This is a genomic window from Amycolatopsis sp. NBC_01480 (assembly GCF_036227205.1).
In the GTDB taxonomy this organism is placed as follows: Bacteria; Actinomycetota; Actinomycetes; order Mycobacteriales; family Pseudonocardiaceae; genus Amycolatopsis.
On sequence record NZ_CP109442.1, the window covers coordinates 7,372,866 to 7,385,686 of the forward strand.

Here is a 12,821-nt window from a genome sequence, read left to right on the forward strand (position 1 = left end):
AGCGGCACACCGGAACGGGGCTCAAGCTGTCACGATGAATGGTTTCCCTGCTTCGCGGCCGGCCACGGTCCTGGTCGTCGACGACGAGGTCGACATCCTGGACCTGCTCACGGCCGCGCTGGAGCTGAGCGGGTTCACCGTGTTCTCCGCGGCCACCGGGGCCGAGGCGCTGGAGCTGACCGCCCGGGTGGCGCCGGACATCCTGGTGCTGGACGTGATGCTGCCGGTCTACGACGGGTTCACCGTCGCCCAGCTGCTGCGGGCCGAGGGCAACGAGGTGCCGGTGCTGTTCCTGTCCGCGCGGGACGCGCTCGAGGACCGGCTCGCCGGGCTCGGCGCGGGCGGGGACGACTACGTGAGCAAGCCGTTCAGCTTCGACGAGGTGGTGATGCGGATCCGGGCCATCCTGCGCCGGACCGCCTCGCCCGGCGACGGCGAGCTGCTGCGTTACGCCGAACTCGAACTGGACGAGGCCGCCCACGAGGCCCGGCGCGGCGGGCGGACGATCCCGTTGTCCCCCACCGAGTTCAAGCTGCTGCGCTACCTGCTGGTGAACTCGGGCAGCGTGGTCAGCAAGTCGCAGATCTTCGACCGGGTGTGGAACTCGGACTTCGTCGGCGAGACGCGGGTGATCGACTCCTACATCAGCTACCTGCGCCGGAAGATCGACTCGGTGGGCCCGCCGCTGATCCACACGATCCGCGGCGTCGGCTACAGCCTCCGGCTGCCCAGGGCCACCGACGAGCGGCCGTCGTCTTGAGCGGCACCGGTGTTGTCGGTAGCGCCGGGAAACGCCGTCGTCCCTGGACGTTGCGCGCGCGGCTCACGCTGGCGTTGCTGGTGCTGCTGGCCACCGGGCTGACCGCGTTCGGCTTCGTCAGCGTGACGACGCTGCAGAGCTCGCTGGTCGACAACGTCGACGATCAGCTGAACGGCGTCGTCACCATGATGTCCGACCCGGATCGGCCGCCGCCGCGGCCGCCGGCGCAGATCAACGTCCGCGACCGGCTGCCGACCGACTACCGCGTGCTGTTCTACGACAGCACCGGCCGGCTCACCGAGCGCGTCGGCCAGGCGAAGGGGGAGACCCTGATGCCGGTCGTGCCGCCGATGGACGTCGCTTCGGTGCACGCCCGCGGCACCGCGGCGTTCACCGTCGGCGACGAGAACGGCGACACGACCTGGCGGGTCCGGACCGCGGTCCAGGCGCCGACGCCCGCGCAGCCGGTGAGCGGCACGGTGGCGGTCGCGGAGTCGCTGGACTCGGGCATCGCCACCGCGAACCGGCTGAAGACGATCGAGGTCGTGTTCGGTTTTGTGCTCGTGGTGCTGCTCGGGGTGATCGCGACCTGGCTGATCCGGCTCGGGCTCCGGCCGCTGACCCGGATCGAGCACACGGCGCAGGCGATCGCGGGCGGCGACTTCGACCGCCGGGTGCCGGACCTGGACCCGCGGACCGAGGCCGGCCGGCTGGGCTCGGCGTTCAACGTGATGCTCGGCGAGGTCGCATCGGCGCTCAAGAAGCGTGAACAGTCGGAGGACCGGCTGCGCCGCTTCGTCGCCGACGCCTCGCACGAGCTGCGCACCCCACTGACGTCGATCCGCGGCTTCGCCGAGCTGTACCGCAAGAGCGGCGAATCGTCCGAAGTGGACGTCGGCCGGATCATGAGCCGGATCGAGAACGGCGCGATCCAGATGGGGCTGCTGGTGGACGACCTGCTGCTGCTGGCGCGGCTGGACCAGGAGCGCGTGCTCGACCTGACCGAGGTGGACCTGTCCGCGCTGGCCTCGGACGTCGTGCACGACGCGCGGGCCCGCGAACCCGCGCGGACGATCGGCTTCGCCGGCCCCGCCGAACCGGTCCGCGTGCTCGGCGACATCCACCGCCTGCGCCAGGTCGCGGCGAACCTCGTCACCAACGCGCTGGTGCACACCCCGCCGGAAGCCGAGATCACCGTCTCGGTGTGGCCGGCGGCGGACACCAGTTCGTGGCCGGTCGTCGTCGGCACCGGCGACCCGCCGCCCGCCGGACGGGATTGCGCGGTGCTCGAGGTGCGCGACAACGGCCCAGGGGTGGCGCCGGACAACGCTTCCCGCATTTTCGACCGGTTCTACCGCGCCGGCCACGCCCGGGCCAAAGCCGGCGGCTCCGGCCTGGGCCTCGCGATCGCGGCGGCCATCATCGGTGCCCACGGCGGTTCCGTCGTGCTGCTGACCACCCCGGGCGGCGGCGCGACTTTCCGCGTCGTGCTCGGTACCGCCTGACCTGCTCCCCGAAATCCCCGAGACAAGGAGTCCCTTGATCGACAACGACGTGGCGGCGCGGCCGAAACCCCGGCGCGCCCTCCTGATCGCCGTGGCCGCTGTTGTCGTGCTGGGCGGGCTCGCCGTGCGCACGGCGTTCTTCTCCTACGCCTCGGGCGACTACCGGGCGTTTGTCAGCCAGTGGTACGAGTTCATCAAGCAGAACGGGGGGTTCAGCGCCCTCAAGTACAACTTCGCCAACTACAACACGCCGTACCTGTATCTGCTGGCGATCCTGACGCACATCCCGGTGCCCACGCTGTACGGCGTCAAGGCGATCTCGGTGCTGTTCGATTTGGTGCTGGCGTTTTTCACCTACCGCATCGTCGCGCTGCGGTACCCGGGCACCTGGTGGCCGCTGCTGGCCGGCGCGATCGTGCTGTACCTGCCGACGGTGGTGCTGAACAGCGCGGCCTGGGCACAGGTGGACTCGGCCTACTCGGCGTTCGGCGTGGGCGGCGTTTATTTCGTGCTCCGCAAGCGTCCGTGGCTGGCGTGTGTGTTCTTCGGCCTGGCGTTCGCCTTCAAGCTGCAGGCGGTGTTCTTCTTCCCGGCGCTGCTGCTGTTCGTGCTGCGCAAGCGGGTGCCGTGGCCGGCGCTGCTGCTGATCCCGGCGGTCTACCTGGTCCTGGACGTGCCGGCCCTGATCGTCGGCGCGAACTTCGGCGACCTGCTGAAGATCTACCTGAGCCAGTCCGACACCTATGACCAGCTGACCTTGAACGCGCCGAACGTCTACCAGTACTTCGGCTCGGTCACCAGCTCGTCGGCGCTGCGGCTCGGCGGGATCGTGGTCACCGGCCTGATCCTGCTGGCGCTGATGATCCCGGTGGTGGTCCGCAAGTCCGAGCTGACGCCGGCCCGCATCGTCCTGGTGAGCGCCATCTCGGTCACCCTGGTGCCGTACTTCCTGCCCGCCATGCACGAACGCTACTTCTACCCGGCCGACGCCTTGAGCGTGATCGCCGCCTTCTACCTGCCTAGGCGGCTGTGGGCGTTCCCGATTCTGGAGCAGTTCGCTTCGGGATTTGCTTATGCGCCTTACCTTTTGAACTCCCGCCAGGGCGGGCCTGGTGGTGGTTTTCCCGGCGGCCCTGGCGGACGGCGTGGTTCCGGCTTCCCAGGCTTCCCCGGGGGCACTGGCGGCCGCCGTGGCTCCTTCCCCGGCGGCACTGGCGCGGGCGGCACCCGTCCGGGCGGCACCGGTGCGGTGGGCACCGGTCCGGGTGGTACCGGCGCGGGCGGCACCACGGAACCGCCCGGTGTGAACGACCCGGGCCACCTCCTCCAGCGCAACACCGGCGCTCCCCAGTCCGGCCAGTCCGGCCAGCAGTTCCGCCCACCCGGCGGCGCCAACGGCGGCATGACCACGGGCACCGTCCTGGTCGACTTCTGGATCCTGTCGACGGCGATGCTGGCCGGGCTGGTCCTGGCGGTGTGGGCCGCGGTCCAGGACTTCCGCCGGGACCCTTCGGTGGCCTCGGAAGCTGCGCCGGGACCCGTGACCGACCCGGAACCTCCGGTGGCGGCGGAAGCCGCGCCGGAACCCCCGACCGACCTGGCGTCCCAGACCGCCCAGGAAGCCACGGCCGAGCGAGAATCTGCGGCCGAGCCGGAACTTGCGGCGGAACCCGCGCCGGAACGGCCGGAAGGTTCACCCGAGTAACCTTGGTCCGGGGCGATGTCGTCTGGCGGTCGGCCACTGTGCATCCAGTGTCGGCTGCCGGCGACCCGGGCGATGGCATCATCGCCGATCCGCGACAACGCATGACCCGGGCACCATCGGTCGCACGATCCACATGGGACACATGCCGGCTTGGCGCACTCGACACACCATCACGCGGCCTGAGCGCTGGGTGGGGCGTGGGCGGTGTTGTGGAGGGGTCTTCGTTGCGGGTCGAGCCAGGCGGGCGGGATCCATTCGACGATTCCGTTGCGGAGTCGGATGTCCCAGCCTCCGTGGTGAACGACGTGATGGTCGGTTTCACACATCAACGCCAGATTCCCGATATCGGTCCGGCCGCCAGGGCCACCGCGGAGATTGGTCCAGAACTCGATGTGATGCGGGGTCGTCCACTTTGGCCCCTTCGTGCACCACGGTGCGGTGCAGCCCTTATCTCGCACAGCCAACGCTCGTCGCTGGGCGGGGGTGGCGGTGCGGACCGCGCGGCCCAGATCCAGCACCTCACCGGCACCGTTGAGAACAGCCGGCAGGACCTTCGCATCGCAGCACAGGCGGCGTAGCTGGGACACGGTCATCGGGGTGTGACCGTCGGGGATGACAGTTCCGGCGCGGCGTTCGAGATCGTCCAAGCTGACGGTGATGGTGGCGACGGCTCGTTCACCGGCCTTCACCGGCACATCAGGAGCACGGGCGGCGAGATCCAGCACGGCGGCGATAGCGTCGCCCTGGCGCTGGGAGCGGGTGCGGGGGTCGGGGTTGCCGAACGGGTCAGCAGGGGCGGGTTTGGCCAGGACGGTGAAGAGCTGTTCGGTCAGGTCCGCCATTTCGGCGTCGAGTTCACCGCTGTACCTCATGCGGCCATCCCGGGTGCGGGTGTAGCGGAACTCGCGGCGGGGGCGGGCCAGGTCTTGTTCGCGTTTGTCGGGGTCGACGCCATCGAAGTCCCAATAGGACTGGATCCGCTGGGCTACTTTCCGGACGGTGAAGGGCGGGGCCTGGCGGGCCAACGCCACCAGGGCGATCTCAGTGTCGGCCAGGTCATCGGAGGTGACCGAGTCGGGGGCTTGGGTGAGGGCGTGTGTGATCTCGGCGGCGTGTTCGCGGTTGAGGTCACCGGCGGTGAGGGCGGTCCGTAGCGCTGGTAGCGCTGTGGTTGCTTGGGTGACGCGGGCTCGGGCTTCCTTTTGTGAGACCCGTAAGGCCCGCACGAGCATGACCGCGGTGCTGCGGAAACCCTTGTCCACAGCCACACCGCGGTGGTCGACCTCGCCGACCACCTCCAGCATCCGCGCGTACCCGCGGCACAACGTCTGCTCTGCGGCGAAAAGTTCAGTTGTCAGCTCCTCGCCGGAAAGCTGCCACACCGGCACCTGCTCCGTTCTTTCCATAACAAGACGGTAGCTCGAACGTCTGTTCGATGCATCACTCGAACAGGTACAAGTGCCGACTCGCTGCCGCAAGCAGAAACCCTTCAACGGCAGTAGAACACCGGAAATACCGACGTGGGACCGGATCTCAAGCCGTCAGGTACAACACGGCGTAACAAGCGAGCCAGTGCTCGACCATGTAGTCGCCGCCGCTGACGTGGGCCAGTTCCGGTTCGGCGTGTCGCTCGGCGGCGGAGCGCATCAGGGAAGCTCTGGGGTCGTCGGGTGGGAGCTGGGCGGCCAGGCGCAGCCAGCACCACGCCCGGCTGAGGTTGAGGCCTCGCAGGTGGGCGAGCTGGCCGTCGGTGTCGTCCGAGGCGGTGGCTGGGGTGAACAAGGTGGCGGGCCGGGCGGTGGCGAGGTCGGGCAGGAAGCGGGCGAACCACCTTGGGAACTCTTGTGGGGCCAGCAAACCGGCCTGGAGTTCGGCTTCGGTGAGGGCGGGGGAGAGGAAGTCCGCGCCGGAGGGTTCCCAGGCGGCCGGGTAGTTCGAGTCGGTGCTGAACCAGCGGTGCGCCGCGTTTTCGATCGCTGACAGCAGTGCGCTGTTGTCAGAGTCGGCGCCAGCAAGAGTCCGTGCGTAAGGCAGTGCCCGAGACAGTCCGAAAGCGCTGTTGTCATGCACACCGCTGCGAACCGGGTAGGTCTGCTTCGGCAGCCAGCGCAGAAACGCCTCGGAGACCGCTGCGGACAGCGGGGCGAGGTTCGCCGACCACTGGTGTGCGTCGGGGTCGTCCCAGGTCATGATTTCGTGATGCAGGGTGAGGGCCCAGCCCCAGCCGTAGGGGCGGGTCCTCGGTGGTCTGGTCCGGAACGTCTCCGCCTCGGTGGCCAGCGCCGAGGCGGTGAGGTGCCGGCGCAGAACGGCCCGGATGTCGTCGGCGGGGATCGCGGCCGGCACGGTGCGCAGCAGCCGGATCAGCAGCCAGTGCATCTGCACGCAGGAATGCCAGTCCAGGCAACCGTAGAAGGCCGGGTGCAGATCGGTGGGACGGTTCGGGAAATCGCCGGGGAACCGCATGGTGCTGCGGATGTCGTTGGGGAACTCCTGCTGGACGGTGCGCAGCGCGACCGCGCTGAACTCGCCGGCTCGGGAGAGTAACTGGGCCGCGCGCCGGGATGTCATATACCGACCTCCTTGTCGCCGGGAAGACCCAGGCTGGCCCGCGCCACGCCAGGCGCCCGTCGGCAACGAGGCCGGCCGGCGACGGACAAGCGACTGCCGAGCGGCCGGCGATGAGGTCGGCCGGTGAAGCTGGTGATGGTGGAGAAGTCGCGCCCGGCCCGTCCTGGGTATTGAACTCGGTGCGCAGGACGGCAGCGCGGGTCCGGGTCGGGCGCAGGGGTAGCCAGACGAGCAATGCGGCACCGCCGCGATCTTGACGAACTGCTCGACGAACAACACTTTCGACGAGCACAGCTGCACTTTCCTGGCCTGAGTTCCGGTGACAGCAGCAGCGCCGTCAGGAGTGGTGGCCGGCGCGCCAGTGACGCCCGCGCCGCGGCGTGCGCCAGTGCCGTCCTCGCCACGGCCGCGCCGGGCCGTGAGCGGCGATGAAGCCCGGGTGGTGCGCGGCGAAGTGACCGGCGGTGATCGCCATCAGCACGGGGTACCGGACCTGCCCGCGCAGCAGCTCGGTGTCGCGCGGACGGCCCTCCTCGTGGAAGCCGAGCCGGGCGTGCAGGGCCAGCGAGGCGAAATTGCGGCCGTGCACGCTGACCTCGCACTCGCGGTAGCCGCGCTGTTCGAACATGAACGCGAGCAGGGTGGTGATGGCGTCGCCCGCGTAGCCGCAGCGGCGGTGCTGCGCGCCGATCCCGATGCCGTAGCTGAAGCGGCCCGAAGCGGGGTCGGCCTGGAGCCAGATCGAGCCGACCAGGGTGCCGTGCAGGGTCTCGATCGCCAGGTGACGGTCGTCGCCGGAGCCGGCCACGTCGGCGCGGTGGGTGGCCCAGTGCCGGTAGCCGCCCGGCGTGTCCGAGGAGCCGGCCGGATCCCGGTCGAACCCGATCAGGCCGCGACGGTCCCCGGGGCGGATGTCGCGCAACCGCACCGTCCGGCCGGGCCGGCTTTCGACCCGCACCGGGGCCGTCCGCGGGCGGGGAGCGTCGATGATCATCGGCAGTCATGGTACCGGGGGTCCCCGCGGCCCCGGACAGGCGCCGGGCGGTCACTGTCCGACGGGTCGAGGTGACTCAGTTGTCGACGTACTTGCCCAGCGCCGCGCGGTAAGCGGCGAAGTCCGGCTCGGTGTGGATGCTGTCGGCGCCGCTCTTGGTCAGCGTCAATGACGGGCAGCTGGGCTCGGTGCTGCCGAGCAGCTGCGTGGAGCCGATTTCCGCACCGGTCTTGGCCTCGTACAGGGTGACGTCGTAGGTGCCCTGGTAGAGCTTCAGCGTGTCCGAAGTGAACTTGCAGTCGGTCAGGTACTGGCCGTCGCCGGGCGCGTCGAGGCAGGCGATGACCTGGACCTGGCGCGGGTTGAGCCGGGTGTCGTCCCACTGAGGCGGGACGTCGGCGCCCATCGACGCGAGGTCCAGCGAGTCCGAGTCGCTGGTGGTGAACACCCCGATCGGGTGCGGGCCGGGGCCGGTGTACGCGTCGTTCTCCGGGAAGTACTTGCGCACGCCCGCGCAGCCGTCCTCCAGGTCGGACACCCGGGAAACGGCCGCATTGCTGGCCTTCGGCGCGAACAGCACCCAGTAGCCGCCGTAGCCGACCGCCGCCACCACGGCCACGGCGATCAGCCGCACCGCCAGCTTGCGGTTCCGGTTGGACAGCGGCCCCGGCTCCGACCCGGCCGCGGCGGTCCGCGCGGGCACCTTCCGGGCCCGGACCGCGACGGAGATCAAGAACACCAGCGGCCCGGCCGCCACCAGGGCGAACAAGATCCCGATCGGCACGTTGCCGTTCTGGAAGGCGAGCACCGAGAACACCACGGCGAGCGCGGTGAGGACAACGAACAGCCGGGCCATGAAACGCCTTCCGGATCCACCTGTGTCAGCGGAAGCGGACGCTAGCCGGGGGCGATGACATCCTGATGACACGCGCCCGGCGGCGGCGCGGTGCTGGCGCGGACCACCAGCTCCGTCGGCACCATCACCGGCTCGCCGCCCTGCTCGCCGGCGGTGATCTCCGAGAGCAGGGCCGTCACGGCGTGGCGGCCGACCGCTTCGAACGACTGGCGGATCGTCGTGAGCGGGGGCCAGAAGCAGGCCGACTCGTCCATGTCGTCGAACCCGACCACGCTCACCTCGCCCGGCACGCTCCGGCCGGCCTCGTGCAGCGCGCGCAGCACGCCCAGCGCCATCTGGTCGTTCGCCGCGAACACCGCGGTCACGGACGGGTCGGCGGCGAGCCGCTTTCCGGCCTGGTAGCCCGATTCCGGGGACCAGTCGCCGGTCAGCGGCGGCGGCACCGCGCGGCCGGCCTGGTCCAGGGTGGACTGCCAGGCCCTGCGGCGGCGCTCGGCGGCGTAGGACTGGGGCGGGCCCGCGATGTGCCACACCGTGTCGTGGCCGAGGTCGAGCAGGTGCCGGGTGGCCGCGGCCGCGCCGTGGGCCTGGTCGGTGTCGACCACCGGGTAGTCGTGGCGGGCGCTGGAGTCGATCACCACCACCGGGAGCCCGTGCGGCAGCTCGATCTCGCTCTCGTCGAGCTGGTGCTGCTCGATCAGGATCACCACGCCGTCGACGGCCTGCTCGTTGAGCTTGCTGAACGCGCCGGTGACCTCGCCCTGGGTCGGCCGCGTCACCGGCAGCAGGATGATCGAGAAGCCCTCGGCGACGACCGCGGCCGCGATGGCGTCCAGCGTGCGGCTGTTCCCGAACGTCGGCAGGGCCGAGATGATCACGCCGATGCTGTGGAAGCGGCCGTTGCGCAGGGCGCGGGCGGCGCTGTTGGGCCGGTAGCCGACGCGGCGCATCGCGGTGAGCACCCGCTCGCGCGTGGCCTCGTCCACATTGGACCGTCCGTTCGCGACCCGCGAGACCGTCTGGCCCGAGACGCCCGCCTCCTTGGCGACGTCGGCCATCGACGGGCCCCGGCCGCCGCCGCGCGCCGCGGCGCCGGAGGGGGTGGACGGGGTCGGGCTCGGTCGCGGCACCGGTGGCTCCTCGGGCTTGCTGGACATGTTTACGTCAACAGGCTACTCTCCGACTCCTCGATGTTAACGTAAACATCCGGTGGGTCACCTGATCCGGCCGCCAGTACGGAGGGACGATGACGTCCATAACGGCCCCGCCCGCCCGGACCGCGAAGCGCGCCAGGCCGTCGGCGCGCCGCACGCGGAGGCAGTGGCGCGGGTGGCTCTTCGTCGCCCCGTTCATGATCGTCTTCGCGCTGACGTTCCTGGCGCCGATCGGCTACGCGCTGGGCCTGAGCCTCTTCCGTGACCAGGCGTTTTTCGGCGGCACGACGTTCGTCGGCCTCGACAACTACGCGCAGGTGCTCGGCGACGCCAAGTTCTGGGAGTCGTTCCTGAGGGTGCTGGTGTTCCTCGCGGTGCAGGTGCCGGTGATGCTGCTGCTCGCGCTGGTCGCCGCGCTGGCGATCGACAGCGCGCGGCTGCACGCGGCCGGGTTCTTCCGGATCGTGGTCTTCCTGCCCTACGCCGTGCCCGCCGTGGTGGCCACGCTGATGTGGGGCTTCATCTACGGCGACCGGTTCGGCCTGGCAGCGGACCTGAACCACCTGCTCGGGCGCGACGTGGTGGAGCCGTTGTCGAGCGGCTGGATGCTCGCGTCGATCGGCAACATCGTCACCTGGGAGTTCGTCGGCTACAACATGCTGATCTTCTACTCCGCGCTGAAGGTGATCCCGCACGAGCTGTTCGAGGCGGCGGCGATCGACGGCGCGGGCCCGCTGCGCACCATCGGGAGCATCAAGCTCCCGGCACTGCGGGGCGCGATCGTGATCGCCACGATCTTCTCGATCATCGGCAGCTTCCAGCTGTTCAACGAGCCGAACATCCTGTACACGCTCAAGCCCAACGTGATCGGCACCTTCTACACGCCGAACATGTACGCCTACAACCTTTCCTTCGGCGGCCAGCAGTACAACTACTCCGCCACGGTCGCGATCGTGATGGGCGCGATCACCGCCGTCATCGCCTACGCCGTGCAGCTGCGCGGCGCCCGGAAGGGGATGTGATGGACCGGCCGGTTTCGTTCTCGCGGCCGCGCAAGTCGCGGGTGCTCACCACGGTGATGGCGGTGTACCTGGTGTACACGCTGATCCCGCTGGTGTGGCTGATCATCAACGCGACCAAGACCCAGTCCGCGCTGTTCACCACGTCCGGCCTGGCGTTCGGCGGCCCGTTCGCGCTGTTCGGCAACATCGCCCAGACGTTCACCTACGACAACGGGATCTTCCTGCGCTGGCTGGGGAACACGCTGTTGTACGTGGTCGTCGGCGCCGGCGGGGCGACGCTGCTGGCCACCGCGGCGGGCTACGGGCTGGCCAAGTACCGTTTTCCCGGCCGCAAGGCGGTTTTCGCGGTGGTGCTCGGGGCGGTCGCCGTGCCCGGCACCGCGCTCGCCGTGCCGACCTTCCTGCTGTTCAGCAAGCTCGGGCTGACCGACACCCCGCTGGCCATCATCATCCCGTCGCTGATCAGCCCGTTCGGCCTCTACCTGATCTGGGTGTACGCCGCCGAAGCGGTGCCCGACGAGCTGCTGGAAGCGGCGCGGATCGACGGCGCGGGGGAGATCCGGATCTTCCTCACCGTGACGGTGCGCCAGCTGGTGCCCGGGATCGTCACCGTCGCGCTGTTCACCATGGTGTCCACCTGGAACAACTACTTCCTGCCGCTGATCATGCTCAGCGACCCGAAGTGGTACCCGCTGACCGTCGGGCTGAGCCAGTGGAGCGCGCAGGCGAACGGCGCCGGCGCCAAGCCGATCTACAACCTGGTGCTCACCGGCTCGGTGCTCACCATCGTCCCGCTGGTGATCGCCTTCCTGCTGATGCAGCGGTTCTGGCAGTCGGGGCTCAGCGCGGGCAGCGTCAAACAGTAGCCGTGTCGATAGAGATCCGCCGCCACAATGTCGTGAAAGGACACTCGATGTCACGAATCCGCACCCGCGCCAAGGTGTTCGCCGCCGTGGTGCTGGCCGCCGCGCTGGCGGCCGGCTGCTCCTCCGGCGGTTCGTCCGGGCCGGCCGGCGCGACCGGCACCCAGGACTCCGTCGACGCCGCACTGAAAGCCGGCGGCACGATCACCTACTGGAGCTGGACGCCCTCGGCCAAGGACCAGGTCGCCGCGTTCGAGAAGGAGTACCCGAACGTCCACGTGAACTACGTGAACGCGGGCACGAACAAGGACGAGTACACCAAGCTGCAGAACGCGATCAAGGCCGGCACCGGCGGGCTGGACGTGGTTCAGCTCGAGTACTACGCGCTGCCGCAGTTCGCGCTCACCCAGTCGCTGGTCGACCTCGGCCAGTACGGCTTCGGCGGGTTCGAAAAGGACTACACCGCCTCGACCTGGGCCAGCGTGAAGAGCGGCAACGGGCTGTACGGCCTGCCCCAGGACTCCGGGCCGATGGCGTTGTTCTACAACAAGGAAGTCTTCACGAAATACGGCATCGCCGTGCCGAAGACCTGGGACGAATACGTCGCGGCGGCGAAGAAGCTGCACGCCGCCGACCCGGCCAAGTACCTGCTCTCCGACACCGGTGACCCCGGGGCCGTCAGCAGCATGATCTGGCAGGCCGGCGGGCATCCGTACACCACCGACGGCAAGAACGTGAAGATCAACCTGGCCGACGCGGGCAGCAAGAAGTGGACCGCGGTGTGGAACCAGCTGATCGAAGGCAAGCTGATCGCCCCGATCAAGGAGTGGACCGACGACTGGTTCCGCGCGCTCGGCGACGGCACCATCGCGTCCCTGCCCACCGGCGCCTGGATGCCCGGCAACTTCGAGTCCTCGATCCCCGGCGGCGCCTGGAAGTGGGCGGTGGCGCCGATGCCGACCTACGACGGCGGGCAGCCGGTCACCGCGGAGAACGGCGGCAGCACCCAGTCCGTGCTCAAGCAGAGCGCCAACCCGGCGCTGGCCGCGGCGTTCGTGCGCTGGCTCAACCACGGCAACGGCATCAAGGGGTTCATCGCCAGCGGCGGCTTCCCGGCCACCACGGCCGACCTGAACTCGCCCGCGTTCCTCGACCAGTCCGTGCCGTACTTCGGCGGGCAGAAGATCAACCAGGTGCTCGTCGGGGCGTCGAAGAACGTCGCGAAAGGCTGGAGTTACCTGCCGTATCAGGCGTACGCCAACAGCATCTTCAGCGACACCGTCGGCAAGGCCTACCTGAACGGCACCGCGCTCGACCCGGCGCTGGGCGCGTGGCAGCAGGCGCTGGTCGACTACGGCAACCAGCAGGGCTTCACCGTGAACGCGGGCTGA

General features: G+C 69.6%; 11 protein-coding genes. 6 read left to right on the forward strand and 5 right to left on the reverse strand.

Going from position 1 to position 12,821, the window contains the following annotated elements:
* Positions 1-34: 34 nt before the first annotated feature.
* The 3 genes from OG371_RS35075 to OG371_RS35085 are packed head-to-tail and all read left to right on the forward strand — an operon-like array spanning position 35 to position 3,970.
* Positions 35-760, forward strand: a complete 726-nt coding sequence (locus OG371_RS35075) for a response regulator transcription factor (RefSeq protein WP_329059952.1) — start codon at positions 35-37, stop codon at positions 758-760.
* Positions 757-2,265, forward strand: a complete 1,509-nt coding sequence (locus tag OG371_RS35080; protein ID WP_329059953.1) for a sensor histidine kinase — start codon at positions 757-759, stop codon at positions 2,263-2,265. Before OG371_RS35075 ends, OG371_RS35080 begins: the two co-directional genes overlap by 4 nt.
* A gap of 34 nt (positions 2,266-2,299) precedes the next feature.
* Positions 2,300-3,970, forward strand: coding sequence for a glycosyltransferase 87 family protein (locus OG371_RS35085; protein ID WP_329059954.1), 1,671 nt, complete (start codon positions 2,300-2,302; stop codon positions 3,968-3,970).
* 170 nt (positions 3,971-4,140) lie between these two features.
* On the opposite strand, the gene OG371_RS35090 is transcribed toward OG371_RS35085, so the two are convergent.
* From OG371_RS35090 to OG371_RS35110, 5 genes are all read right to left on the reverse strand, one after another.
* Positions 4,141-5,352: a DUF222 domain-containing protein gene (locus tag OG371_RS35090; RefSeq protein WP_329059955.1), complete on the reverse strand. Its 1,212-nt coding sequence runs from the start codon at positions 5,350-5,352 to the stop codon at positions 4,141-4,143.
* 151 nt (positions 5,353-5,503) lie between these two features.
* Complete coding sequence (locus OG371_RS35095) at positions 5,504-6,541, reverse strand: DUF2891 domain-containing protein (protein WP_329059956.1); 1,038 nt, start codon at positions 6,539-6,541, stop codon at positions 5,504-5,506.
* A gap of 337 nt (positions 6,542-6,878) precedes the next feature.
* On the reverse strand, positions 6,879-7,469 hold the full coding sequence (locus tag OG371_RS35100; RefSeq protein WP_329073359.1) for a GNAT family N-acetyltransferase: 591 nt from the start codon (positions 7,467-7,469) through the stop codon (positions 6,879-6,881).
* 142 nt (positions 7,470-7,611) lie between these two features.
* A complete protein-coding gene (locus OG371_RS35105; RefSeq protein WP_329059957.1) occupies positions 7,612-8,391 on the reverse strand; it encodes a hypothetical protein in 780 nt (259 codons plus the stop codon).
* 41 nt (positions 8,392-8,432) lie between these two features.
* Positions 8,433-9,449 (reverse strand): LacI family DNA-binding transcriptional regulator, encoded by a 1,017-nt coding sequence (locus OG371_RS35110; protein ID WP_329073360.1) that lies wholly within the window; start codon positions 9,447-9,449, stop codon positions 8,433-8,435.
* Positions 9,450-9,637: 188 nt separating this feature from the next.
* On the opposite strand from OG371_RS35110, the gene OG371_RS35115 reads away from it, so the two are divergent.
* From OG371_RS35115 to OG371_RS35125, 3 genes are read left to right on the forward strand one after another with little or no spacing between them, the layout of a single operon-like run.
* A complete protein-coding gene (locus tag OG371_RS35115; RefSeq protein ID WP_442876020.1) occupies positions 9,638-10,567 on the forward strand; it encodes a carbohydrate ABC transporter permease in 930 nt (309 codons plus the stop codon).
* A complete protein-coding gene (locus tag OG371_RS35120) occupies positions 10,567-11,433 on the forward strand; it encodes a carbohydrate ABC transporter permease (RefSeq protein WP_329059958.1) in 867 nt (288 codons plus the stop codon). Before OG371_RS35115 ends, OG371_RS35120 begins: the two co-directional genes overlap by 1 nt.
* Before the next feature lie 47 nt (positions 11,434-11,480).
* The gene (locus OG371_RS35125; RefSeq protein WP_329059959.1) at positions 11,481-12,821 is read left to right on the forward strand and encodes an ABC transporter substrate-binding protein; all 1,341 of its coding nucleotides are present in this window, start codon (positions 11,481-11,483) and stop codon (positions 12,819-12,821) included.

Excerpts from the sequence above, each read along its gene's own strand:
- OG371_RS35075 (WP_329059952.1), top strand. The coding sequence starts at position 35 with ATGAATGGTTTCCCTGCTTCGCGGCCGGCCACGGTCCTGGTCGTCGAC.
- OG371_RS35095 (WP_329059956.1), bottom strand. The coding sequence starts at position 6,541 with ATGACATCCCGGCGCGCGGCCCAGTTACTCTCCCGAGCCGGCGAGTTC.
- OG371_RS35105 (WP_329059957.1), bottom strand. The coding sequence starts at position 8,391 with ATGGCCCGGCTGTTCGTTGTCCTCACCGCGCTCGCCGTGGTGTTCTCG.
- OG371_RS35110 (WP_329073360.1), bottom strand. The coding sequence starts at position 9,449 with ATGGCCGACGTCGCCAAGGAGGCGGGCGTCTCGGGCCAGACGGTCTCG.
- OG371_RS35115 (WP_442876020.1), top strand. The coding sequence starts at position 9,638 with ATGACGTCCATAACGGCCCCGCCCGCCCGGACCGCGAAGCGCGCCAGG.
- OG371_RS35120 (WP_329059958.1), top strand. The coding sequence starts at position 10,567 with ATGGACCGGCCGGTTTCGTTCTCGCGGCCGCGCAAGTCGCGGGTGCTC.
- OG371_RS35125 (WP_329059959.1), top strand. The coding sequence starts at position 11,481 with ATGTCACGAATCCGCACCCGCGCCAAGGTGTTCGCCGCCGTGGTGCTG.